Raw genomic sequence first — 26,065 nt, 5'->3', positions numbered from 1 at the left:
GCCCGGAGTGAGCGACGACGAAATCCTGTATGCGGTCGAGAACGGGGTCGGGACGATCACGCTCAACCGGCCGCAGGCGCGCAATGCGCTGACCTTCGCCATGTATGAGCGCATCGCCGAGATCTGCCGGAAGCCGGCTGATCATGGCGACCCGCGCGTGATCATCATGACCGGGGCAGGGGAAAAGGCCTTCGGCGCCGGCACCGACATCTCGCAGTTCCGCGCTTTCGAGAGCGCCGAGGATGCGCTCGCCTATGAGGAGCGCATCGAGACGGTGATCGGGACGATCGAGCGCTGTGCGGTGCCGACTCTTGCCGCGATTTCCGGTGCGGTGACCGGCGGCGGGGCGGCGATCGCTCTGGCTTGCGATCTTCGGATCGCGAGCGTGACGGCGCGTTTCGGCTTCCCGATCGCGCGCACGCTCGGCAATTGCCTGTCGATGGAGAATTATGCGCGGCTCTACGCCATGCTCGGTCCGGCGCGGGTCAAGGACATCGTGTTCACGGCGCGGCTGGTCGAGGCGGAGGAGGGGCAGCGCTTCGGCCTCTACAGCGAATTGCTGCCGGACCATGCCGCGCTGATGCGGCGGGCTGGCGAGCTGGCGCAAATCATCGCCGGCCACGCGCCGCTGACGATGCGCGCGACGAAGGAGGCGATGCGCCGCCTGACCGCTGCTGCCGCCGACGGCTTGGAGGGCAAGGATCTCGTGACGCTCTGCTATACGAGCGCCGATTTCCGCGAGGGCATGGAAGCCTTCCTCGCCAAGCGCACGCCCAACTGGACGGGGCGCTGATCAGAGAAAACGGGCCGCTACGGTTCAGCCGTAGCGGCTCTCCAGCCTGCGATCGAGCGACAATGCGACCAGCGTGCAGAGCGCGCCGGACAGCAGGTAGACGCCGACCCAGGCGAGGCCGAAGGTGCTCGATACCGTGAGCGCCACCAGCGGCGCGAAACCGGCGCCGAGCAACCAGGCGAGGTCGGAGGTCAGCGCCGCGCCGGTGTAGCGGTACTGCGTGCCGAAGCTCGACGCCACGGCGCCGGCCGTCTGGCCGTAGGAGAGGCCGAGCAGGCCGAAGCCGATGATGACGTAGATCGTCTGGCCGGCGAGGCTGTCGCCGAAGAGCAGCGGCGCGACGATGCTCGACAGGCTGAACAGGGCGATCATCGCGCCCGAGAGGAGCAGCGTGTTGCGACGCCCGATCTGGTCGGCGATCAGGCCGGAGGTGACGATCGCGCCGGCGCCGACCACGCCACCGGCGGCCTGCACCAGCAGGAACTCCGAGACCGAGCGATCGGTGAAGAGATTGATCCAGCTCACCGGGAAGATGGTGACGAGGTGGAAGAGCGCGAAGCTTGCCAGCGGCACGAATGCGCCGAGGACGAGCGCACCGCCGCGGGCGCGGATGAGTTCGAGAACCGGAATCGGCACGAGCTCGCGGGTTTCCATGAGCTCTGCGAATTCCTGGGTGGCGACCATCCGCAGCCGCGCGAACAGCGCGACGACATTGATCGTCAGCGCGACGAAGAAGGGATAGCGCCAGCCCCAGCCGAGGAAATCCTCGTTCGACAGAGCGCCCTCGAAATAGGCGAACAGCCCGGCAGCGAGGATGAAGCCGAAGGGCGCGCCGAGCTGCGGCAGCATCGCATACCAGCCGCGCCGGTTGGGCGGAGCGTTGAGCGCCAGCAGCGAGGACAGCCCGTCCCAGGCGCCGCCGAGTGCGATGCCCTGCAGCAGGCGGAAGCCGGCGAGGATGACGACGGACCAGATGCCGAGCGTCGCATAGCCCGGCAGGAAGGCGATGGCAGCCGTCGATCCGCCAAGCAGGAAGAGCGCGACGGTGAGCTTGGTCGCCCGGCCATACCGGCGGTCGATCCCGAAGAACAGCACCGAGCCGATCGGGCGCGTGACGAAAGCGAGCGCGAAGATGCCGAAGGCGTAGAGCGTGCCCGTCAGCCGGTCGGCGAAGGGGAAGACCAGCTCGGGGAAGACCAGCACGCAGCCGAGGCCGAAGACGAAGAAGTCGAAATATTCCGACGTTCGCCCGATGATGACGCCCAGCGCGATATCGGCAGGCGTGACATGGTCGCGGCCGTGCTCGTCCGTCAGATGCCCCGATGAATGGTTCGCCGCGTCAGCGCTCATGACCGCGAATTCCTAGCTCTCTGTCCTGTCGCATTCTCTTCACGCGAACCGGTGTCCGCTTCGCTCGAAAATGCTCGAGGCTGGCGGGGTTGCCGGAGCGACCGGACTTGCCCGCGCCTCATACAAATGGATACGGTGGATAGAAGCTACCCGTCAAACCATCGCAATGGGACAGATTGTCCGATGTGCGGTGCGAAAGAATGGGAATAGGAGAGGGCTGTTCCCGGATTAGGGAGGTCTTGAGTCTCTTGCGGATCTATCGATTTCTAGCGGCTTTGCCGGCTTTCGTGCTGCTCGGCGGCTGTCAGATGGTGCTGTTGGCGCCCTCCGGCGATGTTGCGCTGCAACAGCGCAACCTCATGCTGGCCTCGGTCGCGCTGATGCTGCTCGTCATCATCCCGGTGATGGCGCTGACGATCTTCTTCGCCTGGCGCTACCGCGCCTCGGCGGAGGCCACCTACCATCCGAACTGGAATCACTCGCTGCCGCTCGAGGTAGTGATCTGGTCGGTGCCGCTGCTGATCATCGTCGTTCTCGGCGCGATGACCTGGATGGGCACGCATCTGCTCGACCCCTACAGGCCGCTCAACCGCATCAGCGCTTCCAAGCCGAGCGTCGAGGCGAAGGCGGGCGGGAACGGGGTCGCGAAGCAGCCGCTGGTGATCCAGGTGGTCGCGCTCGACTGGAAATGGCTGTTCCTCTACCCGGGACAGGGCATCGCCTCGCTCAACGAGGTGGTGGCGCCGGTCGACCAGCCGATCGAGTTCCGCATCACCTCCTCCTCGGTGATGAACTCGCTCTTCATCCCCGCGCTGGCCGGCCAGATCTACGCCATGCCCGGGATGCAGACGAAGCTTCATGCCGTGATCAACCATGCCGGCGACTTCGAGGGCTTCTCCGCGAATTACAGCGGCGCCGGCTTCTCCGACATGCGTTTCCGCTTCCGCGGCGTCGACGAGAAGGCGTTCGGGGATTGGGTGCAGGGTGCCATCGGCAAGGGCAGCCCGCTCGGGCGCGACGAATATCTCGTGCTGGAGAAGCCGAGCGAACGCGAGCCGGTAAGACAGTTCCGTGACGTCCCGCCCGATCTCTTCGGGGCCATCCTCAACATGTGCGTCGACCGGGCCAAGATGTGCACGCGCGACATGATGGCGATGGACGCCAAGGGCGGCGGCGGCAAGGAAGGCATCCATATCGTCGCGCAGCTCGAATACGACAAGAGCGTGCGCCGGGGCGGGCAGCCGATGCCGCCGCGCCCGTTCGTGACGGCGATCTGCACCCCTACCGACGTCTACGGCACCGCGGGCGTGACCGCCCGCATCGCCAACTGAAGCGCTTCCGCGCTAGCGAGACGAGGAACCCATGACCTCCTATCCCGAATGGTGGAAGCTCGTATTCGGACGCTTCACGCTCGAGGCGATCCCCTATCACGAGCCGATCCTGATCGGGACCTTCGCGGCTGTCGCGCTCGGCGGCCTGGCACTCGTCGCGCTTGTCACCCGGCTGAAGCTCTGGGGCTATCTCTGGCACGAGTGGTTTACCAGCGTGGACCACAAGAAGATCGGGATCATGTACATGATCCTGGGCGTGATCATGCTGCTGCGCGGCTTCGCCGACGCGCTGATGATGCGCGGCCAGCAGGCGATCGCCTTCGCCGGCAATGAGGGTTACCTGCCGCCGCACCATTACGACCAGATCTTCACGGCGCATGGCGTGATCATGATCTTCTTCGTGGCGATGCCCTTCGTCACCGGGCTGATGAACTATGTCGTGCCGCTGCAGATCGGCGCGCGCGACGTCGCCTTCCCCTTCCTCAACAATTTCAGCTTCTGGATGACGGTCGGCGGCGCCGTGCTGGTGATGGCCTCGCTCTTCGTCGGCGAGTTCGCCAAGGTGGGCTGGCTGGCCTATCCGCCGCTCTCAGGGGCGGCCTACTCGCCCGGGGTGGGCATGGACTACTACCTCTGGGCCCTGCAGATCGCGGGCGTGGGCACGACGCTGTCGGGCGTCAACCTGATCGCGACCATCGTGAAGATGCGGGCGCCCGGCATGGACATGATGAAGATGCCGGTCTTCACCTGGACGTCGCTGTGCACCAACGTGCTGATCGTCGCGACCTTCCCGATCCTGGCGGCGACGCTCGCGCTTTTGACGCTCGACCGCTATGTCGGCACCAACTTCTTCACGAACGATCTCGGCGGCAACCCGATGATGTACGTGAACCTGATCTGGATCTGGGGGCACCCCGAGGTCTACATCCTGATCCTGCCAATCTTCGGCGTCTATTCGGAGGTGGCCTCGACCTTCTGCGGCAAGCGCCTCTTCGGCTACGCCTCGATGGTCTATGCGACGGTGGTCATCACCATCCTCTCCTACCTCGTCTGGCTGCACCACTTCTTCACGATGGGCTCCGGCGCCAGCGTGAACTCCTTCTTCGGCATCACGACGATGATCATCTCGATCCCGACGGGGGCGAAGATCTTCAACTGGCTGTTCACAATGTATCGCGGGCGCATCCGCTTCGAGCTGCCGATGATGTGGCTGCTGGCGTTCATGCTGACCTTCGTCATCGGCGGCATGACCGGCGTGATGCTCGCCGTGCCGCCGGCCGATTTCGTGCTGCACAACAGCCTGTTCCTGATCGCCCACTTCCACAACGTCATCATCGGCGGCGTGGTCTTCGGCGTCTTCGCCGGCATCGCCTACTGGTTCCCGAAGGCCTTCGGCTTCAAGCTCGACCGTTTCTGGGGCGTGCTCTCGTTCTGGTTCTGGGTCATCGGCTTCTATGTCGCCTTCATGCCGCTCTACGTGCTCGGCCTGATGGGCGTGACGCGGCGCCTCAGCCGCTTCGAGGACCCTTCGCTGCAGATCTGGTTCGTGGTCGCGGCGTTCGGCGCGGTGCTGATCGCCCTCGGCATCCTGTGCTTCCTGATCCAGATCGTCGTCAGCATCCTGCGCCGCGAAGAGCTGCGCGACACGACCGGCGACCCCTGGGACGGGCGCACGCTGGAGTGGTCGACCTCCTCGCCGCCGCCGGCCTACAACTTTGCCTTCACGCCGATCGCGCATGACCTCGACGCCTGGGCCGACATGAAGAAGCGCGGCTACCGGCGCCCGCTCGGCGGGTTCCGGCCGATCCACATGCCCAGGAATACCGGCGCCGGCGTCATCATCGCGGGGCTGGCGACGATCTGTGGCTTTGCACTGATCTGGTACATCTGGTGGCTGGCGGCGCTGACCTTCGTCGGCGTGGTCGGGACGGCGATCGCGCACAGCTTCAACTACGACCGCGACTTCCACATCCCGGCCGAAGCCGTTCTGCGCGAAGAGGATTTGCGCAGCGAGCAGCTGCGTGGGGCCTGAGGGGCGATGATGGCTAAGACGAAAGCGCAGGCGCAGGCCGCGGCGAGCGTTCCGGCGTTCTACGTCACGGAAGATGAGCACGAGCATTCGGGCGGCTCGACCATGCTCGGCTTCTGGCTCTATCTGATGAGCGACTGCCTGGTTTTCGCGGTCCTCTTCGCGACCTTCGGCGTGCTCGGGCGCAACTATGCGGCCGGGCCGTCCGGCGCCGACCTGTTCGACCTCAGGCTGGTCGCGGTCAACACCGCCATGCTGCTGTTCTCCTCGATCACCTACGGCTTCGCCATGCTGGCGATGGACAAGGGCCGGCAGGCGGCGATGCAGGGCTGGCTCGTGGTGACCGGGCTCTTCGGCCTCGCCTTCCTCGCGATCGAGCTCTACGAATTCGCGCACCTCATCCATGAGGGTGCGACGCCGATGCGCAGCGCCTTCCTGTCGTCCTTCTTCACGCTGGTCGGTACGCACGGGCTGCACGTCACCTTCGGCCTGATCTGGCTGACGGTGCTGATGGTGCAGGTCTCGAAGCGCGGTTTGATCGAGGCCAACCGGCGCCGCTTGCTGTGCCTGAGCATGTTCTGGCACTTCCTCGACGTCGTCTGGATCGGCGTCTTCACCTTCGTCTACCTGATGGGCGTGCTGAAATGAGCGGTAGCCAGAACCACGCCGAGGCACATACCGACCACCATGACGGGCACGGCGCGCCGCATGGCAGCCTGCGCGGCTATGTCACCGGCTTCGTGCTCTCGGTCATCCTGACGGCGATCCCGTTCTGGCTCGTCATGAACGACGTGCTCGGCAACTCCGTGCTGACGGCGATCGTGATCATGGCCTTCGCCGCCGTGCAGATCGTCGTTCACATGATCTACTTCCTCCACATGAGCAGCCGTGCCGAAGGCGGCTGGAGCATGATGGCGCTGATCTTCACCATCATCATCGTGGTGATCGCGCTCTCGGGCTCGCTGTGGGTGATGTACCACCTCAATACCAACATGATGCCGAGCGACCTGCACAAGATGTGAGAGACTGCTTGGCACCTCTGCTGCTGCGGTCGACTGACGGCACTTTCTGGGCTTCCGGTGCTCACGTACCGAAGTACGCTCCGCTCCGGTTCTCGAAAGCACCGCCATTCGACACCCCGCAGCGAGTTGCCAAACAGTCTCCGAGGGCGCCGCGATGACGCCGCCGGAAACAGGAGCGAGGGGCCGCCCGCGCACAGAACGTTTCGTCTTCGCCGCCGCGCTCTGCCTGTGTACGCTGGTCTTCGTCGCGCTCGGGATCTGGCAGGTCCAGCGGCGGAGCTGGAAGCTCGATCTGATCGCCCGTGTCGATGCGCGCATCCATGCGCAGGCCGTGGCTGCGCCGGGGCCGGCAGAGTGGCCGGCGCTCAATCCAGCCAATGACGAATACCGCCGCGTCGCCCTGCAGGGGCGCTATCTCGATGCGCCGGAGACGCTGACGATGGCCGTGACCGAACTTGGCCCCGGCTTCTGGGTCCTGGCGCCGTTCCGGGCCGATGCCGGCTTCACCGTCCTCGTCAATCGCGGTTTCGTGCCGGAGGATCGGCGCGGGCCTGACGAGCGGCGCAAGGTTGCCGGCGAGGCGAGGGTGGTCGGGCTGCTGCGGCCGAGCGAGCCCGGAGGCGGCTTCCTACGCGCCAACGACGCGGCTGCCGGGCGCTGGTACTCGCGCGACGTGGCGGCGATCGCCGGGGCGGGGAGCCTTGGTGCTGTCGCGCCTTATTTCGTCGATGCCGACGCCACTTCGGAGCCCGGTCCGCTGCCGCAGGGCGGCATGACCCAGGTCAGCTTCCGCAACACGCATCTGGTCTATGCGCTGACCTGGTTCTGCCTGGCTCTGATGAGCGCCGGGGCGGTGGTCTTCCTGTTGAGGGGCAAGGCCGACGAGGGATCGTCGGCCGCATAGGTTCGGCGTGGTTCCCGCATGATTCAGAAACACGCCGTCATTCCGGGCTTGACCCGGAATCCATCGTAGAGCGCCCAGACCTCCGATGGATTCCGGATCGGCGCCGCTTCGCGGCTTGTCCGGAATGACGAGTTTTAGGCCAGGCTCAGCCCTCGTTCTGCAACTGCCCAAGCTCGTGCAGCAGCGCCGCGCCCGTCCTGATGCCGCTCTGGAAGCAATCCAGCGTCATGTTCTCGTTGGGCGCGTGGTTGGCCTCGTCATGGTTGGCATAGGGCGTGACATAGGCGGGGATGCCGAGGATTTTGGTGAACACGTAATTCGGCAGGCTGCCGAAGCCGGCGGGGATCAGCAACGGCTCCTCGCCATGGGCCGCGACGAAGGCGCGGCGCAGCGGCGCGGTATAGGCCGAGGCGATCTGCGTCTTGGAGGGCTGCATGCCCGTCTCCTCGACGATGAACTCGACCTCCGGCGCGTGCTTGGCGACATGGGCCGCGATCTTGCGCAGGATGTCCTGCGGGTCCTGCGCCTCGATGAGGCGGATGTCGCATTTCACCAGCGCCTCGTTCGGCAGCACGGTCTTGGTGCCCGGCCCGCCATAACCGCCGTGGAAGCCGTTGATCGTCAGCGTCGGCTGGAAGCAGAGGCGGTCGTAGAAGGGCCGGTCGAGCGGCGCATCGAGACGGGTGAGGCCGAGCCCCTGCTTGAACGCGTCGATATCGAGCGGCAGGTGCTTGATCGCCTCGATATCCTCGGCCGTCGGTGGCTCGACTGCATCGTGCAGGCCCTCGATGGTGATCTCGCCGGCCTCGTTCTTCATGGTGGCGAGCAGGTGGACCAGCGTCCAGATCGGGTTCGGCACGACGCCGCCGAAATTGCCGGAATGGACGTCGCGGCTGGCATGGCGGCAGCGCAGATCGAAGGAGACGACGCCGCGCGAGCCGAACTTGATGGTCGGCGCGCCGCTGGCATGGCGTGGGCCGTCGGCGGTAACGGCGAGGTCGGCCTGCAGCAATTCCTTGTTGGCGCGCACGAAGCCCGCGATGCGGGGGCTGCCGATCTCCTCCTCGCCCTCCAGCAGCAGGATGACGTTGCATGGCAGTTCGCCATGGACCTTGAGATGGGATTCGATGGCGAGGATCTGGGCGAAATGCTGGCCCTTGTTGTCGCCGACGCCGCGCGCATAGAGCCGACCGTCACGGATGGTGGGCTCGAAGGGCGGCGAAATCCACTTCTCGAGCGGGTCCGGCGGCTGCACGTCATAATGGCCGTAGAGCAGCACGGTCGGCTTGCCTGGCGCCTTTTCCCAGCGCGCGACGACCATGGGATGGCCCTTGGTCTGGATGAGGCTGGTTTCCAGTCCGATCTCGGTCAGCATCTCGACCAGCAGCGCACCGACCTCGGCGATACCGATGTTCTCGGCGCTGATGCTTGGATGGCGCAGATAGGCGATCAGCCGGTCGAGGAAGGCGCTGCGGTTGGCTTCGATGTGATCGAAGACCGGAGCCAATGCGTCGGAGGAAGCCATTTCGGTGCACGCCTTTGCGAGGAAGCGTTGAGATCGTGAATCAGGGAGCAGGCCCTCATGACGGGCCGGCTCCCAGGGGCGACCAGCCTAGGGGGTGATACCGCGCCTCTCAACGGCTGCGCCTCTCCATTCCCGCCGCAGCGGCCATGCGGCAAGATCAGGCCGGGAGACCAAGTTGAGCCCAGTTCAATGCGCATAAGGGTCCGCTTCCGTCTCCCCGCCACGCTCGCGGGCCTCGTGCCAGGCGAGCCAGTCCGCCAGCTGCGGTGTCTCCGGCGCAACGGCGGCGATCTGGCGCAGCGCGACGCGCAAGGCGTGGCGCCCGAACTTGGTCGCCGGCACGGCAAAGGCTTCCGGCGAACCCCCTTTGTCGACGGCCTCGCGCAGCGCCTGTTTCACCGTGGCGATTGCCGGGTCGCCGAAATGGGCAAGCAGGCTTTCGAAGCCTTGGTGGGCAGCGGCGTCGAAGGAGCGCGGGTGCCCCATCGCGTCGCGGACCGGATGGGTCGGAACGAGATGGGCGCAAGGCACGTAGCCCTCTGGCACGGGCTCAGTCGCGGCATGGGTGCGGCCGCTGCGCAGCAACTGCGGCAGCACATGGGTATGCGGACCCTCGGGGCTCTTGCCACCGGCCGGCGGGATCGGCTGGTAGACCTCGCAGCGGCCGATCCGGGCGAGGAAGACACGATGCGGCCCGGCAGCGACGATCGCCGGCATTGCCGGATTGCCGGGCTCGAACAGCGAGCGGCCAGCCTGGGCGCGCAGCAGCGCGATCAGTTCGGGATCACCGGTGCGGATGCAGATGTCGGTCTGCAGGGTGCCGAGCCCCATGTCGAACAGGATCGCGTTGGCATCCTCGGTGCGCAGCGCTTGGGCATCCGGGCCGAGTTCGGTGAGAACGGTGCGCCGGTTCATAGCGCAGGCGTCTTCCAGCAGGCAGAGCGAGACGCGGTGGCTCCAGCTCGTGCCGACGGCGCTTTCCGAGGCGAAGAGGCGGGCGCCGTCGAGATCGTCGAAGCCGATGCCGCCGCGCGCGGTCGTGGCGGAGAGGCGGGAGGGCTCGTCGACGATCGCGACCTCCTCGTCGGGATCGCGCATGAACTCGGCGATCGCGCCGAAGGTGCCGAGATTCCACTGGCTCGATGCGTCATGGATGTGCTCGCGCAGCACGGCGCGGATGGTTTCGCTATCGCTCATCGTTGGATCTTCCGTGGCTCAGGGCCCGCCAGGGCAGGAGGAAGGGCTCGTCGTCATGGCTGCCGCGCAGGGCGCTGACGCCGAAGACGCTGCGCAGGCGCGCGTCGTCGAGGACGGCTGCCGGCTCGCCCTCGGCGACCAGCCGGCCGTTGTCGAGCAAGGCGAGCCGGTCGCAGAAGCGGGTTGCCAGCGTCAGATCGTGCAGCACGACCACGACGCCGGCGCCGCGTCGCGCGGTCTGCCGCAGCAGCTCCATCACTTCGAGCTGGTGCAGCGGGTCGAGGCCGGCGAGCGGCTCGTCGGCGAGTAGATAGGGCGCTTCGACCGCGAGGGCGCGGGCCAGCAGGACGCGGCGGCGCTCGCCACCCGAGAGCGTACCCATGGTGCGATCGACGAAACCCGCGACGTCGCAATGGTCGAGCGCTGTGGCGATGGCCGCCCTGTCGGCTTCCGAGAGGCCGCCGAAGGGGCGGCGGTGCGGCAGGCGGCCAAGCCCGACCACGGTCTCGACCGAGAGCGGCCAGGAGGTATCGCCGCCCTGGGCCAGGAACGAGACGCGCCGGGCCAGCGCCTGCCGGCCGAGCGCGCGGGCGCTCTCGCCGTCATAGTGGACGGCGCCCCGCGCCGGGGCGAGCAGGCCGGCCATGACGCGCAGCAGCGTCGTCTTGCCGGCGCCGTTGGGGCCGACGAGGCCGAGGAGTTCTCCGGGTCGAACAGTGAGATCGGCTTCTTGGATTATCGCTTTGCCGCCGAGCTCGACGGTGATGCCGTGCGCTTCGATGGCCATCACGCCTCCCGCCGCATGCGATTGACGAGGCTGAAGAGGAAGGGTGCACCGATCAGCGCCGTGACCACGCCGAGCTTCAGTTCCGGCCGGATCGGGGCGAGCCTGAGCGCGGTATCAGCCAGCAGGACGAGGATGGCGCCGCCGAAGCCGCTGACCAGCAGCAGCCGGCCGGGGCGGTTGCCGACCAGCGGGCGCAGCAGATGCGGCACGACGAGGCCGACGAAGCCGATCGCGCCGGTGACCGCGACCGCGCTGCCGACGGCGAGCGCCGTGCCGCCGATCAGGCGGGCGCGCAGCCAGGTGAGATCGAACCCAAGGCTGGCGGCCGTGTCCTCGCCCAGCGTCAGCGCGTCGAGGGCCGGTGCGGTCGAGAGCAGCAGCGCCCAGCCGACGAGCATCAGGGGCAGGGCGAGCAGGACATGGTTCAGGCTGCGGTCGGCGAGCGAGCCCATCAACCAGAACACGATCTCCAGTGCCGCATAGGGGTTGGGCGCAAGGTTCAGTGCCAGCGAGGTGGCGGCACCGGCGAAGCTGTTGAGGGCGACGCCGGCGAGGATCAGCGTCGTGGTGCCGGCGCCGCGTCCGAGCAGGATGAACAGCAGGAGCGTGGCGACGATGGCACCGGCGATGCCGCCGAGCGGCAGGGCGAGCGCGACGCTGGCTGAAAGCCCGCTGTAGAAGGCGACGACTGCGCCGAAGGCGGCGGCGCTCGAAATGCCGACGACACCGGGCTCGGCCAGCGGATTGCGCAGCAGGCCCTGCATGGCGGCGCCCGACAGGCCGAGGCTGAAGCCGACCAGCGCGCCAAGGATCGCGCGCGGCAGGCGCAGCTCCGTCAGTACGAGTGCGGGCAGGCTCTGTCGCCCAGCCAGACAGTCGCGGATCGCCGCGCCGAGATCGAGCGGGGCGTAGCCGACCGCCGTCGAGAGAGCAAAGACGGCGAGCGTCGCGAGCGCGAGCAGCGCGATGAGAAGCGCCAGCGATGGCGGCTGGAAGGGCAAGGTCTTCATCGGTCCTCTTCGGCAGCGCGCGCGAGCAACTCGATGGCGTCGAGCACGCTCGGACCGGCGCAGGTCCATAATCGTGAGGGCAGGGCGACCAGCTTCAGGCGCTCGCGGAGCCTCTCGATCAGCGGATGCTGCAGCACCTCATGGGCGAGCGAGGGCGGGCCGCCCGGCGTATCGTTGAGGATCAGCATCTGCGCGCCGCCGAGCGCCACCGTCTCCAGCGCGATCTGGCCATAGCTGTCGATGCCGAGGCCGGCGGCGATGTTGTCGAGCCCGGCCAGCGTCAGGATCTCGTCGACCAGCGAGCCGCGCCCGACCGTGAAGCCGTTCGGCCGGAGCACGATGGCGCGGCGGCGCTCAGTCGGACGCTTCGCTGCGAGAACGGCGAGGCGCGCGTCGATGTCGGCAACGAGCGCCGCGCCGCGTTCCTCCTCGCCGAGCAGCGCCGCCATCTCCGCGATCTGCGCGCGCATTTCGGCGATGTTGCGGGGCACGCCGAACTCGCGCACGCGCATGCCGACCCGCTTGAGCAGGCCGACGGTCGCGCGGGTGGTGTAGGCGCCGGCGATGACGAGGTCGGGCCGGGAGGCGAGCACCTGCTCGACGAGGCCGTGATTGACCGGGATCGCGCGTGCCGCCTCTGCCATATTGGCGTTGCGCGGATCGCGCGAGAGCCAGGTGATCGAAGCGATGTGCTCGGGCGGCGCGAGGCGCAGGACGAGTTCGTCCGTGCACATGTTGAGCGAGACGATCCGCGCCGGCTTCGCCGCCGCTGGCGACGCGCCAAACGCCATGGCGGCGAAGGCCGCGATGGCGAGAGCGCACAAGCCGGTCAGCCAATGCCTGGCGCGGAACGGCGTCATCCGCCGATCGCCACCTTGATGCCGCCATAGGCGCCGAAGCCCGGGACGAGGAAGCCGACGGGGTTCTCCCAGCGCTTGTCGAAGAGATTGTCGATCCGCCCGAACACGCTGACCTTGTCGGTCGCCTTGTACTCGGCGGCGAGATTGACCAGCGTCGCGCCCTTCGCGTTCATGCGCGGGACCGAGAAGTCGCGATTGCCGTCGACCCATGAGCCGACATAGAGCAGCGTCGCCGAGAAGGTGAGCTTATCGGTGGGCGTCCAGGTCGCGGTGGCGCTCGCCTTGTGGCGTGGGCGGCGCAGCAATTCCTGCCGCGCGATCTCGTCCTTGGCGAGGGTGAAGGTGTAGTCGGCGCGGATGCGGAACTGCGGCGAGATCTCCAGGGCGGCGAAGGCTTCGACGCCCTTGGTCTGCGCCTTGCCGATATTGGCGTAGGAGTTGCGTGCCGTGTTGGTGACGATCAGGTTGTCGATGTCGTTCTGGAACCAGGTCCCGCCGAACTGCAGTTGCTTGTCGAAGAGCGGCTGCTCGAAGCCGATATCCCAGCCGCGGCTTTCTTCCGGGCTCAGGTTCGGGTTGCCGAAGAAATTGAAGCCGGGGCGATAGTCGATGAAGAGCTCGCTCAGCGTCGGCGCCTTGAAGCCGGTGCCGTAGCTCGCCTTCAGCTTGGTCTCGATGCCCGGGACGATCACCGCGGGCGCGATGCGATAGGTGGTGTGGCCGCCATAGCTGTCGTCATTATCGTGGCGGATGTTGGCCGCCAGGAAATAGCGGTCCTGAATATTGCCCTGATATTCGAGGTAGGCGGCCTTGTTGCCGTTGGAAGCGACGAGGCTCGCGGTGTCCAAGCGCTCGCGCTCGTATTGCAGGCCCATGATCAGGTTGTGGCCCTTGGTGATCTCGAGGTTGCCGCGCCAGTCGACCTTGGTGCGCTCGCCCAGGTTTTCGTTGGGCAGGCCGAGGATGCCGGTCGTGCCGTTGGCCGTTCGCGTCGCCCGGTCCTGGTTGGTGTAGGAAACGCCGAAGGTGTTGACGAAACGTCCGGCGAACGGATCCCAGACGACCTCGCCGCGTGTGAAGGCCTGTGCGTAGTTCTGCAGGGAGCGATAAGGGGCGGGGCGGCTCGGGAAGCCGGTGTCGCCGGTATAGCGCAACTGCCCGTCCTGATAGCGGCCGACCCAGTTGAGCGTCAGCGTGTCGCCGAGCGCGACGCCGATGCGGCCGGAATAGCTGTAGTTGTCGAAGGCATTCGGATTGATGCGGCGGCCGGGCGGGACGAGGTTCGGCGGCGTGACGTCGGTCGCATCGGTGCGGAAATGCGCGACGTTGAAGGCATAGTTGAAACGATCGTCGCCACCGCTGAAACCGGCGGACTGGTTGAAGGTGCCGTGGGAACCGGCTTCGACCCGCGCGGTCGCCCTGGGCGGCCCCTCACCGCGTTTCGTGGTGACCGAGATGACGCCGCCGATCGCATTGGCGCCGTACAGGCCGCTCTGCGGGCCACGCAGCACCTCGATGCGCTCGATGTCGTCGGTCAGCATCGAGCCGAAATCGAAGGAGCGGTTGGGCGTCGAGGGGTCGTTCGCCTCGATGCCGTCGATCAGAACCTTGACGTGATTGGAGTTGGTGCCGCGCATGAAGACCGAGGTCAGGCCGCCCGGTCCGCCTGTCTGGACGATGTTGAGGCCGGGCACGGTGGCGAGAGCCTGGGGCAGGGTGCGGCGCTGCTGCTGCTCGATCTCCCTGGCGGTGATGACGGTGACGGAGCTCGCGATCTCGCGCGCCGGGGTCGGCGTGCCGGTCGCGCTGACAACGATCTCGTCGAGCGCGAGCGGGGCGGGTGCGTTCTGGGCGAGTGTCGGGGCGGAGCAGGCCAGTGCGAGGAAGGAAACGCATAGCAGCAGGCGGCCGCGTTCTGCGGCTGGAAGGGCGGGGATCACGATGGAGACCTCGGGCGTTGACGTCAGTGGCACGTCACCGCGAACGCGATCTCCCATCGCCGCGCAAAAGGCGGCAAACAGTCAAATCAGCGATCGGCGCACCCCGTCCGAACGTGTTCGCGTGTGACCACGGCTGACGGCAGGTCTCCTGGCTCGCGGGTCCATGCCCTTCGCCGCCTTCCCAGGTCCGAGGTCCCAGTGGCGTATGGCGAAAGGCTCGCCGCTTACAGTTGCGGGGGCAGCCGCGGCATGGGGTGGCTGGCCACCCGCACCGCGTTCCCTTTTGATCCCGTGAGGGAACCGTCCCGGTGACGATTACGGCGGAAAAGTGTCGTCGTCAAATAGGTTTAACCAAAGGTAAGGACGGGGGCGGGAGATCGCGCGCCATGTCGTATCCGGAGGCCAGCCGTCGCGATCGCGCCGGTTTACGCCCGCGAGCCGGCGCGGCAGAACAGAAGCCACGGGCCGGGTCGGAATCACCATCTCTCGGCGCTTTCCGCGGCTTGGCCGCTCTGCTGTTGCCGAGGATGACGATGCTTAGGTTGCCGGACTTCGACGAGCAGATCGACCGCCGCGGGACCCATTCGGCCAAATGGGACACGATGGAGAAGTATTATGGCGTTGCCGCTTCAGACGGCATTGCCATGTGGGTGGCCGATATGGATTTTCGGCCGCCGCCTTGCGTCCAGCAGGCGGTCGAGCGCATGGCGGCCCACGGCGTCTATGGCTATTTCGGCGACGACCGCACCAATAGCGACGCCATCCGCTGGTGGATGAAGACCCGCCATGGCTGGGACGTGGCGTCGGAAGCGATCTTCACCACCCATGGCCTCGTCAATGGCACGGCGCTCTGCGTCGATGCCTTCACCGCGCCGGGCGATGGCGTCGTGCTGATGACGCCGGTCTACCACGCCTTCGCCCGCATCATCCGCTCGGCCGGCCGGGAGGTCGTGGAGTGCCGGCTGCCGATCGAGGAGGGCCGCTACGTCCTCGACATCGCCGGCTGGGATGCGCAGATGACCGGCCGCGAGCGGATGCTGATGCTGTGCTCGCCGCACAATCCGGGCGGGCGCGTCTGGACATGCGACGAACTCCGCGAGATCGCGGCCTTCTGCAAGCGCCACGACCTGATCCTCGTCGCCGACGAGATCCATCATGATCTGGTCATGCCGGGCGCCAGGCACACCGTCATGCCGCTGGCTGCGCCTGAAATCGCGGACCGCCTCGTGATGATGACGGCGACCACCAAGACCTTCAACATCGCGGGCGCCCATGTCGGCAACGTCATCATTCCCGACGAGCCGCTGCGCGAGCGGTTCCGCGCCCGGATGAACGCCCATGGCATCTCGCCCAATTCCTTCGGCATGGCGATGGCGACCGCCGCCTACAGCCCCGAAGGTGCGGCCTGGGTCGACCGGCTCGTGGCCTATCTCGACGGCAACAGGAAGCTGTTCGACGACGGGGTGAACGCCATTCCCGGCCTGCGTTCGATGCCGCTCGAGGCGACCTATCTCGCCTGGGTCGATTTCGGCGGGGCTGGCATGGAGCCGGCGGAATTCACCGCCCGCGTCGAGAAGCAGGCGAAGATCGCGGTGAACCATGGCGCGAGCTTCGGGGCGGGGGGCGACAGCTTCCTGCGCTTCAACCTCGCCACGCCGCGCGCCACCGTGATCGAGGCCGTCGAGCGGCTGAAGGAAGCGTTCCGCGATCTGCAATAGCGCCGAATGCGGGACGGTTCTGTCGTCCCGCGCCATCTCCCCGCTTCTCGCAAAGGCGGCACTGGCTTATTGGTGAAGCGGGAGAACTCATGAGACGCATCTCCAGATATCGCCGTCGCAGCCTGTTTCAGGTTGGGTAGCCCATGACGGCCGGCACGCCCCATCACATCGTCATCGTGGGAGCCGGCTTTGGCGGGCTGGAGGCGGCGCGAAATCTCGCCGGCGAGCCGGTCAGGATCACGCTCATCGACCGGCGTAACCATCACCTCTTCCAGCCTTTGCTCTATCAGGTCGCGACGGCGTCGCTGCCGACCTCCGAAATCGCCTGGCCGGCCCGTTCGCTGCTGCGGCGATACAAGAACGTCACCACGCTGCTGGGCAGCGTCGTCGGCGTCGATGCGGGGGTGAAGACGGTGCTGATCGAGGGCGAGCCGCCGCTTGCCTTCGACAGCCTGATCCTGGCGACCGGGGCACGACACTCCTATTTCGGCCATGACGAGTGGGAGCCCTACGCACCCGGGCTGAAGACGCTCGAAGACGCGACGAAGATCAGGCGGCGTATTCTCTCGGCCTTCGAGCAGGCAGAATGGGAGACGGACGCTGCCCGGCGCGCCGAGCTCCTCACCTTCGTGATCATCGGCGCAGGTCCGACCGGGGTGGAGCTTGCCGGCACGATCGCCGAGCTGGCGCATGACACGTTGCGCGGCGATTTCCGCAACTTCGATACGCGCTCCGCACGCGTCATCCTGGTCGAGGCCGGCCCGCGCATCCTGGCTGGCTTCACCGAGGACCTCTCGGCCTATGCGGAGCGGGCGCTGATCGGGCTCGGCGTCGAGATCAAGCTCGGTCACGCTGTCTCGAACTGCACCGCGGACGGGATCGAACTCGGCGGCGCCTTCCTGCCGGCCAGGACGATCCTCTGGGCGGCGGGCGTCGCTGCTTCGCCTGCGGCGGAGTGGCTCGGCGCGCCGGCCGACAGGGCCGGGCGGGTGATGGTCGAGCCCGACCTCACGGTACCCGGCCAGCGCGATATCTTCGTCGTCGGCGACACGGCCCATGTCGTCTCGGCCGACGGCAAGCCGGTGCCCGGCGTCGCGCCAGCGGCCAAGCAGGAGGGGCGCTACGTCGCCGGAGTGATCAAGGCGCGGCTGAAGGGCGAGGCCGCGCCGCCGCCCTTCGCCTACAGCAATGCCGGCAATCTCGCGACGATCGGCAAGCGCGCGGCGATCGTCGATTTCGGCTGGATCAAGCTGAAGGGGCGCATCGCCTGGTGGACCTGGGGCGTCGCGCACATCTTCTTCCTGATCGGCCTGCGGAACCGCCTCGCCGTCGCGCTGAACTGGCTGTGGATCTATGTCAGCGGCCACCGCAGCGCCCGCCTGATCACGCAAGGGCAGGCGAAGAGCGGCGAAGCCGACGCGCCCCGCTGATCGCGTTTCTGTCCCGCATCAGGAGCGCGCGAAATCCTCCGGCCGGAAGAAGGGCGTGTCCTTCAGTTCGGCCTCCTCGAAGGCTTCGAGATCGCGCCTGATTGTGGCGCTGTCTTCCCTGAAGAAGGCGGCGGCGAGGGCCTGCGCGACACGCTCGCCGGCGATCGCGACGCCCGGAATGTCGCTCGCGATCGCGCCATGGCTGACATTGGCTCCGTGGTTGACGAGATGGATGCGGGAGAGTTCGGCCGGCGCGGTGGCATCCCTGGGCAGGAGCTCGAATCCCGGTCCGAGATAGGGCGCCTGCGCCAATGTCGGGCGTGCAAGCTCGGCCGGCGGCGTATAGCGGTCGCTCCAGCGCGCGATATGTCCGGCGAATTCCGACAGTTCCTGAATACGCGCCGCGTCGACCTGAAAACCCGTGGCGACGATGAGGAAGTCGTGGCGGCGCTCGATGCGGCCCTCGGGCATGTCGATGTCGAGCACGACCTGCCCGGACTCGCGTCTGACCGAAGCGACGCGATGCCGGAAGCGGATGCCAAGCCCACTGGATTTCAGCGCACGCAGCACGGTCTCGTGCGGTGGCGGCGCGAGCATGTCGTCGAGATAGGCGGCGAGTGCCCAGCGGTCGGCGTCGGTGAGGGTGCTCCAGCCGTGGAAGAAGCCCTGGGTCGCCGAGCCGCGGCCCTTGTTGATCTGCGGCAGATGCGACCGGCGCAGATACATCTCTACGTTCGCCGCGCCTTGCTCGAGAGCGGTGGCAGCATTGTCCCAGGCCGAGGCGCTGCCGCCGATGACGCCGATCGACTTACCGCGCAGTCGCTCGAAATCGATCGGGTCGTTGCTGTGGGCCGCGAAAGCGGGTTTGAGGTCGCGCGGGACGATATCCGGCCAGAGATCGCCGCCCGCACCGCCGCGCCCGGTGGCGAGGACGACATGGCGGGCGAATACGGTCTTCGTTCCCTCGGCGGTCTTCAGATCGAGTGCAAGCAGGCGGTCATGCGGGCGCAGCTTCGTCAGCGCCGTGCGGTGCTGCACAGGCAGGGCGAGCACCCGCTGGAGCCAGCTGAGGTAATCGACCCAGACGGCGTTCGGGATCTTGTAGAGCGCCTCCCAGGCCGCTTCGCCGAAGCTGGCGTTGTACCAGGCGGCGAAGGTCAGCGCCGGCATGCCGAGCGCCGGCCCGGTCAGCGTCTTGGGAGAGCGCAGCGTGTCCATGCGCGCATAGCTGTTCCACGGGCCTTCGCGGCCGGGCTCGTTGGCATCGAATAGGCTGATGTTGACGATGCCCTTGGCCAGCAGGGCCGAGGCGGCGGCGATGCCGTTCATGCCGGCGCCGATGATGGCGACGTCGAGGACCGGCTCGCCGTCTGCCATCGCCTTGGGATGAAGCCAGGGCTTGGCCGGGATGCCGAGCAAGGCTAGGTCACGCTTCACCCGCGCTTCGTGGCGGGCAAGACCGTCGGCGATCGGCACTGGCGTTGCGATGCGCTTCATCACGAAACCTCCGCCGACTCGCGGGTGGCTTCGGTCGTGCCGAAGCCTTGCCCGGGGATCGAGGCGAGCAGGGCCTGCGTATAGGGGTGCCGGCGTTGGCCGAAGACCTCGGCCACCGTCCCGGCCTCGACGACCTCGCCGTTCTTCATCACCGCGATCAGATCGCAGACCTGCGCGGCGACACGCAGGTCGTGCGTGATGAGGACGATGGAGAGGCCGAGCCTTTCGCGCAGGTCTGCGAGCAGCTTCAGCACCTGCGCCTGCACGGAGACATCGAGCGCCGAGACCGGCTCGTCGGCGACGAGGACATCGGGTTCGAGCGCCAGAGCACGCGCCAGGCCGATGCGCTGGCGCTGGCCGCCGGAGAACTCGTGCGGGTAGCGGTCGACCGCAGCGGGATCGAGCCCGACGAGGCCGAAGAGTTCGCGGGCGCGTTCGAGCGCCTGCCTACGCGGCATGCCGTTGACGACGAGCCCCTGCGCGACGAGATCGCCGGCCTTGCGGCGCGGGTTAAGCGAGGCGAAGGGGTCCTGGAACACCATCTGGATATGCCGGCTGCGCGCGCGCATCTCGGCGCGGGACAGCTTGGTCAGATCCTCGCCCTGGAGCCGGATCGCGCCCGTGTCGGGGTCGATCAGCCGGATGATGCAGCGCGCCAGCGTCGACTTGCCGGAACCGGATTCGCCGACGATGCCGAGCGTCGCGCCCTTCGGCAGGGTGAGCGTGACGTCCTTGACCGCGTGGGTGACGCGCTGGCCACGGCCGAGGAAGCCGCCGGTGCGATAGGTCTTCGAGACGTTTTCGATCGTCAGGATCGCCTCGTCCGAAAGCGGGCGCGGCGGCGGCGGCTTCAGGGCCGGAACGGCGGCGATGAGCTGGCGCGTATAGGGGTGGGCGGGGTGGTTCAGGACGGTCTCGGGCTCGCCTTGCTCGACGACGAGGCCGCGTTGCATCACCATGACGCGATCCGCGATCTCGGCGACGACGCCGAAATCATGCGTGATGAAGAGCACTGCGGTGCCCTTGCGCGCCTGCAACTCGCGGATGAGCTTCAGGATTTGCGCCTGGGTGGTGACGTCGAGCGCCGTCGTCGGCTCGTCGGCGATCAGCACCTTCGGATCCAGCGCGAGCGCCATCGCGATCATGGCGCGCTGACGCTGGCCGCCCGAGAGCTCATGCGGATAGGCCTTCGCCGCACGCTCCGGCTCGGGGATTTGCACCTCCACGAGCAGTTCCTGAACGCGGGCCGCGATCGCGCGCTTGCCGAGATCGGTATGGATGCCAAGCATCTCGCCGATCTGGTCGCCGATGCTGCGCAGCGGGTTCAGCGCCGTCATCGGCTCCTGGAAGATCATGGCGATGCCGGCGCCGCGAATCCTGCGCATCTCCGCTTCGCTGGCGGTCGCGATATCGCGGCCCTCGAAGAGGATGCGGCCGCGCTCTATCGCAACGCCTGTAGGGAGCAGGCGCATGATGGCATTGGCCGTCATCGACTTGCCGGAGCCGGATTCGCCGACGACGCAGACGATCTCGCCCGCATTCAGCTCCAGCGAGACATCCTGCATCGCATGCGGCCGGTCAGCGCCCCTGGGCAGGCCGACTGTCAGTCCGTCGAGGGTAAGGATCGCGCTCATCGTCCCTTGAGCCTCGGGTTGAGGGCGTCGTTCAAGCCCTGGCCGACGAGCGAGACGCCGAGCACGGTGAGCAGGATCGCCACGCCGGGAATGGCCGAGACGTACCACTGCACGCGCAGCACATCGCGGCCGAGCCCGATCAGATTGCCCCAGGAGGCGACGTTGGGATCGGAGAGCTTGAGAAAGGCGAGCGAGCTTTCGAGCAGGATCGCGACCGCCATGACGACGCTGGCATACACGATCACCGGCGGCAGGGCGTTGGGCAGGATCTCGCCGAAGATCAGCTTGATGTCGGGCAGGCCGATAGTGCGGCCGGCCTGCACGAATTCGCGGTTGCGCAGCGACAGGAACTCGGCGCGGGTGAGCCGGGCGGGAGCCGGCCAGGAGACGATGCCGATCGCCACCATCACGGTCGTCAGCGTCGAGCCGAAGACCACGACCAGCACCAGCAGCAGCAGGAAGTTCGGCAGGGTCTGGAAGGCCTCGGTGATGCGCATCAGCACGGTATCGACCTTGCCGCCGTAGAAGCCGGCGAGCGCGCCGATGACGATGCCGATCGCGACTGCGATGACGGTGGCGACGATGCCGATCAGCAGCGAGATGCGCGCGCCGTAAAAAATCTGGGCGGCGATGTCGCGGCCGGAATTGTCGGTCCCGAGCAGGAAGCGCGGATTGGCGAGCGGCCATTGCAGCGGCCGGCCGGCGAGCGCGAGGGGATCGCGCGGGAAGAGCCAGCCGGCGCTCGCCGCCATCGCGATGACGATCAGCAGGAGGATGAGTCCAATCACGGCGGCCGGGCTGCGGAGATAGCGCTTGAGGATATCCATCGCCTCAACCCTCCGGCGCGATGCGCGGGTCGAGCCGCGCATAGAGCAGGTCGACGATGAAGTTCACGACTATGACCAGCAGCGCCGAGACGAAGACGATGCCGAGCAGCGTGTTGAGGTCGCGCTGGATCACGGATTCATAGGCGAGGCGGCCGAGCCCCGGCAGCGAGAAGACGCTCTCGACGACCACGGAGCCGCCGAGCATCGTGCCGGCCTGCAAGCCGATGAGCGTCACCATCGGCAGCAAGGCGTTGCGCAGGACGTGGCGGGTGATGACGCGGGTCTCGTCGAGGCCCTTCGAGCGGGCGGTGCGGACGAAGTCGAGGTTGAGCACCTCAAGCATCGCACCGCGCATCAGCCGCAGATAGATGGCGAGGTAGATCAGCCCAAGCGTCAGCGTCGGCAGGACGAGATGGCGCGCGATGTCGAGCGTGCGGGCGAAGCCCGTCAGCCCGGCGCCGATATCCTCGAAATCGCCGGCCGGCAGCCATTGGAGATGGACGGAGAAAACGATCGCCATCAGCCCGAACCAGAAGGAGGGGGTGGCGTAGAAGATCAGGCCGAGCGTCGAGATCAGCGTGTCCTGCCAGCGATTGACGTCGCGCGCCGCGAGCACGCCGAGCACGATGCCGGCGAAGAAGGCGAAGGAGAGGGCGGAAACCATCAGCAGCAGCGTCGCCGGCAGGCGCTCGGCGATGACGCTGGCGACCGGCTTGCCGTAGATGGCGGAGTGGCCGAGGTCGAAGCGGATCAGCCGCCAGAGATACTGTCCGAGCCGCTCGGCGGTCGAGAGGTCGAGCCCGTAAAAGCGGCGCAGTTCCTGCGCGAGCTTGGCGTCGCCGCCGCCCATCTGCGCCATCATGGCGTCGACGGTATCGCCGGGTGCGAACTGCAGCAGCAGGAAGATGCCGATCAGGATCAGCAACAGGGTCGGGATCGAGGCGGCGAGCCGCCGCCCCGCAAGGGTCAAGATACGCATGATCGACGCGCCGTGTTGTCGCGGGCTGTGCGAAAAGCCGGCCCGCTCTCCTGTTCTTATTCGGCCAACCAAAGGTCGTGCCAGCTCGATGAGCCCCAGCGCGGGGTGTTCGAGTGGTTACGGGCCTTGGCACTGATCGTGGTGACGAAGATCTGCTCGATCGGTGTCCAGATCGGCAGTTCCGTGTTCACCTTGCGGACGAAGTCGCCATAGAGCGCCTTGCGCTTGGCCGGATCGACCTCGGTCGCTGCGTCGTCGATGATCTTGTCGACGGCCTCGTCCTTCCAGTCCCACTGGTTGGTCCAGGGCGCACCTTTGGGCTGGCCCGAACGGTACCAGACCGTGGTCGAGACGGCCGGGTCGTTGCGGTACTGGTGCCAGCCGGTGGCGAGGTCGAAATCCCAATCGTTGTAGACGCTCTTCAGGAAGCCGCCGCCGTCGACGCGGACGATGTCGACCTTGATGCCGACCTGGGCCAGCGACTGCTGGATGAAGGTCGAGAACAGCGAGATGTCCTCGCCCCACGGCGCGGGCGTCAGCCGGAGCGAGAAGCGCGTGCCGCCGGCACCGGGCTTGTAGCCGGCCTCGTCCAGCAGCTTGACCGCGAGCGCCTTGTCGAACGGGTATTGCGGGCCGTTGTCGGCCGGGTAGAAATCGGTCGAGACCGAGGGGATAGGCCCGGTGCCGCGCTTGGCGAAATCGCCGAGGAAGTTCTCGATGAAGAACGGGATGTCGAGCGCATGCGCGATGGCGCGGCGCACCCGGATATCGGCGAGTTCCTTGCGGCGGAAATTGAATTCGATCGTGTTGGTGCGGGCGTTGCCCTCATTGCCCTTGGTCGAGACGATGAAGCGCTTGTCCTTGGACAGGCGGGCCATGTCCGAGATCGTCAGGCCCGAGAACGGGCTGTAGTGGAGCTGGCCGGCTTCGAGCTGGGCGGCGGCGGCCGAGCGGTCGGTGATCACGCGCCAGATGATGCGATCGAGATAGGGCGCATTCTCGCGCCAGTAGTTCGGGTTGCGATCGGCGATGACATGCTGGCCGCGCTCGTAGGAGACGAACTTGAACGGCCCCGTGCCGATCGGCGCGAGGTTGACCGGGTTGTTCCGGATGTCGCCCTTGCCCTCGTAGAGGTGGCGCGGCGAGACGTAGCCGAGATCGGGCAGGGCGCGCAGCAGCAGGTTGAGCGGCATCGGCCGCTCGTAGCGGAAGACCGCGGTCAGCGGATCGGGCGTATCGACGGCGGTGAGGAAGAGCTGCAGCGTGGTGCCGTAGTTCAGGATCTTCTTCCACATCTCCATCGCGGTGAACTGGACGTCCGCCGAGGTGAAGGGCTGGCCGTCATGCCAGGTCACGCCCTTGCGCAGCTTGAAGGTGATGGTCTTGCCGTCGGGCGTGCTTTCCCAGCTCTCGGCGAGGACGCCGACCGGGTTGCCGTTGGCATCGAGATCGACCAGCGGCTCCTGGATCTTGCCGCCGATAATGTAGACGCCGGTCGAGGCCTGCAGGCTCGGGTTGAGCTGGCGCTGTTCGGCGCCGTAATGCACGCCGAAGACGCCGCCCTTGCGCGGGGTCTCCTGCGCGAAGGCCTTGAACGGGTTGACGACATTGGCCGCGATGGCGGCGGAGGTCATCAGGATTGAGCGACGGGTGGAGTCCATGGGGATCCTCGACGATCTGAGCTCGGAGGCTGAAAGACGGAATGCAGAAGTCGTGCCGGTCAGGCCGGCACGAAGCTGAGCACCGAGCCGGAAGCCCGGGCGGCGGGAACGCTGGCTACTTCGCCGTGGCGGATCGCCCCGGAGGCCGTGGCGGCGGCGTCGAGATCTCGCGTGGCGAGCACGAGCGCCGCGACGCCTTGGCTTGCGGCGCCTTCGCGCACGGCGTCGGGATAGCGCTCGGCGAAGGTCTCGGCGGTGTAGAACAGGATGTCGGCGCGCGAGCGTCCGGAGGCGACGCGCCAGACCGCGCCTTCCTGCTGCGCCGGCTCGTCGATCAGCCGCGAGAAATGCGCCGCGGCAGCCTGCGGATCGGCGGACAGGATCTCGACGCGACGCAGCGCGACGGCGCCGTTGGCGTGCTGCTGGAGAACCGGAATCCAGACGTTCTCACGCGTCAGGTGCTGGCAGGCGAAGATGCGGATGCCACCGGGCTGCTCGTCGAGCGGCCAGCGGAAGACGTTGAACTTGGCATCGGCCTCGCCGCCGCCGGGAAGCGGCACCGGCCGGCCGAAATGCACAGGGCCGATCGCCGGAAAGCCCCGCGCAGTGATCTCGGCCGCGCCGGCCGCGGCGTCGTCCGTGGTGAAGGCGATGCGCTCGATGCCTTCGTGCTTCGTCAGGAAATCGCGCGTCGGCTTGTTCTGGTCGGTGTCGGAGACGATCCCGAGCAGCTCGAGATAGTCGTCCTGCAGCATGATCGTGTGGTTGGCCGAGCCCATATGCGACGAATGAAGGCCGCGCGGCGAGACGGTGAAGCCGAGCTCTTCCCAGGTCTTGGCCGAGAGAGCGAGATCGCGAACGGCGACGACGACATGGTCGACGCCGAGAATATGATTGAGAGACATTCAGCCGGTCCGAGATAATGCCGCTTGCGGCGGCTCAGGCGAAGAATTTCCTTCTTCGGTCGGCAATCTAGTCGGGCAATATGGGGAATGTCCTTATCGTTATTTTCCGTTTTTGGAGATGAATGATCTCCTTTTCGTGGTCGGCATTATGCGGGCCGGCTGTAGTGGATAGGTCGCGGCGCGGTGATTGGATCGTGCTTGATTTCCGATCGAAGCGGGCATATACCCGCAACTATGTCCATTGCCTGCTACTGCACGCGCCTGAAGACCGTGACCCGCAAGATCGCGGGGCTTTATGACGTCGCCTTGGCGCCGGTGGGGATCAACATCGCCCAGTTCGCCATCCTCAGAAACGTCCGCAGGTACCAGCCGGTCAGCCTGACGGAGCTGGGCCGGCTTCTGGAACTCGATCGATCGACCATGGGGCGCAATATCCGCGTGGTCGAGAAGATGGGCCTCGTATCGCTCGGGCGCGGCGAAGATCAGCGGGAGCTGGTCGTGTCGCTGAGCTCTCAAGGAGAAGCGGTTCTGGAAGAGGCGTCGCCGCTCTGGGAGACGTGCCAGCAGGACATCACCGGGCGCCTTGGCGTCGAGCGTCTCAAGGCTCTCAACGAACTGAGCGACCTTCTCTGATCGTTTAATCTTAAACGGGTATATACCTATAAA

At 66.9% G+C, this 26,065-nt stretch carries 21 protein-coding genes, 1 pseudogene and 1 riboswitch; of the genes and pseudogenes, 9 read left to right on the top strand and 13 right to left on the bottom strand.

The annotated features are described in order from the left end of the window. Positions 1–7 precede the first annotated feature (7 nt). The gene (locus AC1DVA_RS09155) at positions 8–793 is read left to right on the top strand and encodes an enoyl-CoA hydratase/isomerase family protein (protein ID WP_476805678.1); all 786 of its coding nucleotides are present in this window, start codon (positions 8–10) and stop codon (positions 791–793) included. Positions 794–817: 24 nt separating this feature from the next. On the opposite strand, the gene AC1DVA_RS09150 is transcribed toward AC1DVA_RS09155, so the two are convergent. After that, the gene (locus tag AC1DVA_RS09150) at positions 818–2,143 is read right to left on the bottom strand and encodes an MFS transporter (RefSeq protein WP_265053667.1); all 1,326 of its coding nucleotides are present in this window, start codon (positions 2,141–2,143) and stop codon (positions 818–820) included. Positions 2,144–2,343: 200 nt separating this feature from the next. Between AC1DVA_RS09150 and cyoA the strand changes: the two genes are divergently transcribed. The 5 genes from cyoA (at position 2,344) to AC1DVA_RS09125 (ending at position 7,429) form a co-directional block, all read left to right on the top strand. Then, positions 2,344–3,474 carry a ubiquinol oxidase subunit II gene (cyoA, locus tag AC1DVA_RS09145; RefSeq protein WP_476805677.1) on the top strand — a complete coding sequence of 377 codons (1,131 nt, stop codon included), beginning with the start codon at positions 2,344–2,346 and terminating at the stop codon, positions 3,472–3,474. A gap of 31 nt (positions 3,475–3,505) precedes the next feature. Further along, complete coding sequence (gene cyoB / locus AC1DVA_RS09140) at positions 3,506–5,506, top strand: cytochrome o ubiquinol oxidase subunit I (protein ID WP_476805676.1); 2,001 nt, start codon at positions 3,506–3,508, stop codon at positions 5,504–5,506. A gap of 9 nt (positions 5,507–5,515) precedes the next feature. Further along, positions 5,516–6,151: a cytochrome o ubiquinol oxidase subunit III gene (gene cyoC, locus AC1DVA_RS09135; RefSeq protein WP_476805675.1), complete on the top strand. Its 636-nt coding sequence runs from the start codon at positions 5,516–5,518 to the stop codon at positions 6,149–6,151. After that, entirely contained in the window at positions 6,148–6,525 is a 378-nt protein-coding gene (cyoD, locus tag AC1DVA_RS09130; RefSeq protein WP_265053663.1) for a cytochrome o ubiquinol oxidase subunit IV, read from the top strand. Before cyoC ends, cyoD begins: the two co-directional genes overlap by 4 nt. Positions 6,526–6,679: 154 nt before the next feature. Then, on the top strand, positions 6,680–7,429 hold the full coding sequence (locus AC1DVA_RS09125) for an SURF1 family protein (protein WP_476805674.1): 750 nt from the start codon (positions 6,680–6,682) through the stop codon (positions 7,427–7,429). Positions 7,430–7,574: 145 nt separating this feature from the next. Here the strand turns inward: AC1DVA_RS09125 and AC1DVA_RS09120 are convergent, their stop codons facing one another. From AC1DVA_RS09120 to AC1DVA_RS09095, 6 genes and pseudogenes are all read right to left on the bottom strand, one after another. Further along, on the bottom strand, positions 7,575–8,954 hold the full coding sequence (locus tag AC1DVA_RS09120) for a M20/M25/M40 family metallo-hydrolase (RefSeq protein WP_476805673.1): 1,380 nt from the start codon (positions 8,952–8,954) through the stop codon (positions 7,575–7,577). A 186-nt stretch (positions 8,955–9,140) separates the two neighbouring features. Beyond that, the gene (locus AC1DVA_RS09115; RefSeq protein WP_476805672.1) at positions 9,141–10,151 is read right to left on the bottom strand and encodes a DUF6925 family protein; all 1,011 of its coding nucleotides are present in this window, start codon (positions 10,149–10,151) and stop codon (positions 9,141–9,143) included. Next, a pseudogene (locus tag AC1DVA_RS09110) lies at positions 10,141–10,872 on the bottom strand (ABC transporter ATP-binding protein); the annotation flags it as partial. The pseudogene AC1DVA_RS09110 and the gene AC1DVA_RS09115, both read right to left, overlap by 11 nt. 65 nt (positions 10,873–10,937) lie before the next feature. Next, the gene (locus AC1DVA_RS09105; protein WP_476805671.1) at positions 10,938–11,948 is read right to left on the bottom strand and encodes a FecCD family ABC transporter permease; all 1,011 of its coding nucleotides are present in this window, start codon (positions 11,946–11,948) and stop codon (positions 10,938–10,940) included. Further along, a complete protein-coding gene (locus AC1DVA_RS09100; protein WP_476805670.1) occupies positions 11,945–12,808 on the bottom strand; it encodes an ABC transporter substrate-binding protein in 864 nt (287 codons plus the stop codon). The genes AC1DVA_RS09105 and AC1DVA_RS09100 overlap by 4 nt, the downstream gene beginning before the upstream one ends. Further along, on the bottom strand, positions 12,805–14,781 hold the full coding sequence (locus AC1DVA_RS09095) for a TonB-dependent receptor plug domain-containing protein (protein ID WP_476805669.1): 1,977 nt from the start codon (positions 14,779–14,781) through the stop codon (positions 12,805–12,807). Before AC1DVA_RS09095 ends, AC1DVA_RS09100 begins: the two co-directional genes overlap by 4 nt. Positions 14,782–14,869: 88 nt before the next feature. Further along, positions 14,870–15,067, bottom strand: a riboswitch (cobalamin riboswitch). Between the two features lie 214 nt (positions 15,068–15,281). Between AC1DVA_RS09095 and AC1DVA_RS09090 the strand changes: the two genes are divergently transcribed. Both AC1DVA_RS09090 and AC1DVA_RS09085 read left to right on the top strand, forming a co-directional pair. Beyond that, a complete protein-coding gene (locus AC1DVA_RS09090; protein WP_476805668.1) occupies positions 15,282–16,466 on the top strand; it encodes a MalY/PatB family protein in 1,185 nt (394 codons plus the stop codon). Positions 16,467–16,609: 143 nt separating this feature from the next. Continuing rightward, on the top strand, positions 16,610–17,896 hold the full coding sequence (locus AC1DVA_RS09085) for an NAD(P)/FAD-dependent oxidoreductase (RefSeq protein ID WP_476805667.1): 1,287 nt from the start codon (positions 16,610–16,612) through the stop codon (positions 17,894–17,896). 18 nt (positions 17,897–17,914) lie between these two features. On the opposite strand, the gene AC1DVA_RS09080 is transcribed toward AC1DVA_RS09085, so the two are convergent. Genes AC1DVA_RS09080 through AC1DVA_RS09055 form a run of 6 tightly spaced genes read right to left on the bottom strand, consistent with a single transcriptional unit; the run spans position 17,915 to position 25,399 of the window. Beyond that, a complete protein-coding gene (locus AC1DVA_RS09080; RefSeq protein ID WP_476805666.1) occupies positions 17,915–19,393 on the bottom strand; it encodes an NAD(P)-binding domain-containing protein in 1,479 nt (492 codons plus the stop codon). After that, on the bottom strand, positions 19,393–21,027 hold the full coding sequence (locus tag AC1DVA_RS09075; protein ID WP_476805665.1) for an ABC transporter ATP-binding protein: 1,635 nt from the start codon (positions 21,025–21,027) through the stop codon (positions 19,393–19,395). The genes AC1DVA_RS09080 and AC1DVA_RS09075 overlap by 1 nt, the downstream gene beginning before the upstream one ends. Next, positions 21,024–21,854 (bottom strand): ABC transporter permease, encoded by an 831-nt coding sequence (locus AC1DVA_RS09070; RefSeq protein ID WP_265053651.1) that lies wholly within the window; start codon positions 21,852–21,854, stop codon positions 21,024–21,026. The genes AC1DVA_RS09075 and AC1DVA_RS09070 overlap by 4 nt, the downstream gene beginning before the upstream one ends. A 4-nt stretch (positions 21,855–21,858) precedes the next feature. Next, entirely contained in the window at positions 21,859–22,833 is a 975-nt protein-coding gene (locus AC1DVA_RS09065; RefSeq protein WP_476805664.1) for an ABC transporter permease, read from the bottom strand. A 56-nt stretch (positions 22,834–22,889) separates the two neighbouring features. Next, on the bottom strand, positions 22,890–24,494 hold the full coding sequence (locus AC1DVA_RS09060; RefSeq protein ID WP_476805663.1) for an ABC transporter substrate-binding protein: 1,605 nt from the start codon (positions 24,492–24,494) through the stop codon (positions 22,890–22,892). A 59-nt stretch (positions 24,495–24,553) separates the two neighbouring features. Then, positions 24,554–25,399, bottom strand: coding sequence for a VOC family protein (locus AC1DVA_RS09055; protein ID WP_476805662.1), 846 nt, complete (start codon positions 25,397–25,399; stop codon positions 24,554–24,556). Between the two features lie 270 nt (positions 25,400–25,669). Here AC1DVA_RS09055 and AC1DVA_RS09050 point away from each other — a divergent pair, with 270 nt between their 5' ends. Continuing rightward, positions 25,670–26,032, top strand: a complete 363-nt coding sequence (locus AC1DVA_RS09050) for a MarR family winged helix-turn-helix transcriptional regulator (protein WP_476805661.1) — start codon at positions 25,670–25,672, stop codon at positions 26,030–26,032. Positions 26,033–26,065: the final 33 nt, after the last annotated feature.

This window comes from Allobosea sp. P4_C6 (genome assembly GCF_056402015.1).
The sequence above is the reverse complement of the archived record's forward strand: the minus strand, read 5'-3'. Positions and strand labels throughout refer to the sequence as shown.

Excerpts from the sequence above, each read along its gene's own strand:
- AC1DVA_RS09150 (WP_265053667.1), bottom strand. The coding sequence starts at position 2,143 with ATGAGCGCTGACGCGGCGAACCATTCATCGGGGCATCTGACGGACGAG.
- cyoA (WP_476805677.1), top strand. The coding sequence starts at position 2,344 with ATGGGAATAGGAGAGGGCTGTTCCCGGATTAGGGAGGTCTTGAGTCTC.
- cyoB (WP_476805676.1), top strand. The coding sequence starts at position 3,506 with ATGACCTCCTATCCCGAATGGTGGAAGCTCGTATTCGGACGCTTCACG.
- cyoC (WP_476805675.1), top strand. The coding sequence starts at position 5,516 with ATGGCTAAGACGAAAGCGCAGGCGCAGGCCGCGGCGAGCGTTCCGGCG.
- cyoD (WP_265053663.1), top strand. The coding sequence starts at position 6,148 with ATGAGCGGTAGCCAGAACCACGCCGAGGCACATACCGACCACCATGAC.
- AC1DVA_RS09125 (WP_476805674.1), top strand. The coding sequence starts at position 6,680 with ATGACGCCGCCGGAAACAGGAGCGAGGGGCCGCCCGCGCACAGAACGT.
- AC1DVA_RS09120 (WP_476805673.1), bottom strand. The coding sequence starts at position 8,954 with ATGGCTTCCTCCGACGCATTGGCTCCGGTCTTCGATCACATCGAAGCC.
- AC1DVA_RS09115 (WP_476805672.1), bottom strand. The coding sequence starts at position 10,151 with ATGAGCGATAGCGAAACCATCCGCGCCGTGCTGCGCGAGCACATCCAT.
- AC1DVA_RS09105 (WP_476805671.1), bottom strand. The coding sequence starts at position 11,948 with ATGAAGACCTTGCCCTTCCAGCCGCCATCGCTGGCGCTTCTCATCGCG.
- AC1DVA_RS09100 (WP_476805670.1), bottom strand. The coding sequence starts at position 12,808 with ATGACGCCGTTCCGCGCCAGGCATTGGCTGACCGGCTTGTGCGCTCTC.
- AC1DVA_RS09090 (WP_476805668.1), top strand. The coding sequence starts at position 15,282 with ATGCTTAGGTTGCCGGACTTCGACGAGCAGATCGACCGCCGCGGGACC.
- AC1DVA_RS09085 (WP_476805667.1), top strand. The coding sequence starts at position 16,610 with ATGACGGCCGGCACGCCCCATCACATCGTCATCGTGGGAGCCGGCTTT.
- AC1DVA_RS09080 (WP_476805666.1), bottom strand. The coding sequence starts at position 19,393 with ATGAAGCGCATCGCAACGCCAGTGCCGATCGCCGACGGTCTTGCCCGC.
- AC1DVA_RS09075 (WP_476805665.1), bottom strand. The coding sequence starts at position 21,027 with ATGAGCGCGATCCTTACCCTCGACGGACTGACAGTCGGCCTGCCCAGG.
- AC1DVA_RS09070 (WP_265053651.1), bottom strand. The coding sequence starts at position 21,854 with ATGGATATCCTCAAGCGCTATCTCCGCAGCCCGGCCGCCGTGATTGGA.
- AC1DVA_RS09065 (WP_476805664.1), bottom strand. The coding sequence starts at position 22,833 with ATGCGTATCTTGACCCTTGCGGGGCGGCGGCTCGCCGCCTCGATCCCG.
- AC1DVA_RS09060 (WP_476805663.1), bottom strand. The coding sequence starts at position 24,494 with ATGGACTCCACCCGTCGCTCAATCCTGATGACCTCCGCCGCCATCGCG.
- AC1DVA_RS09055 (WP_476805662.1), bottom strand. The coding sequence starts at position 25,399 with ATGTCTCTCAATCATATTCTCGGCGTCGACCATGTCGTCGTCGCCGTT.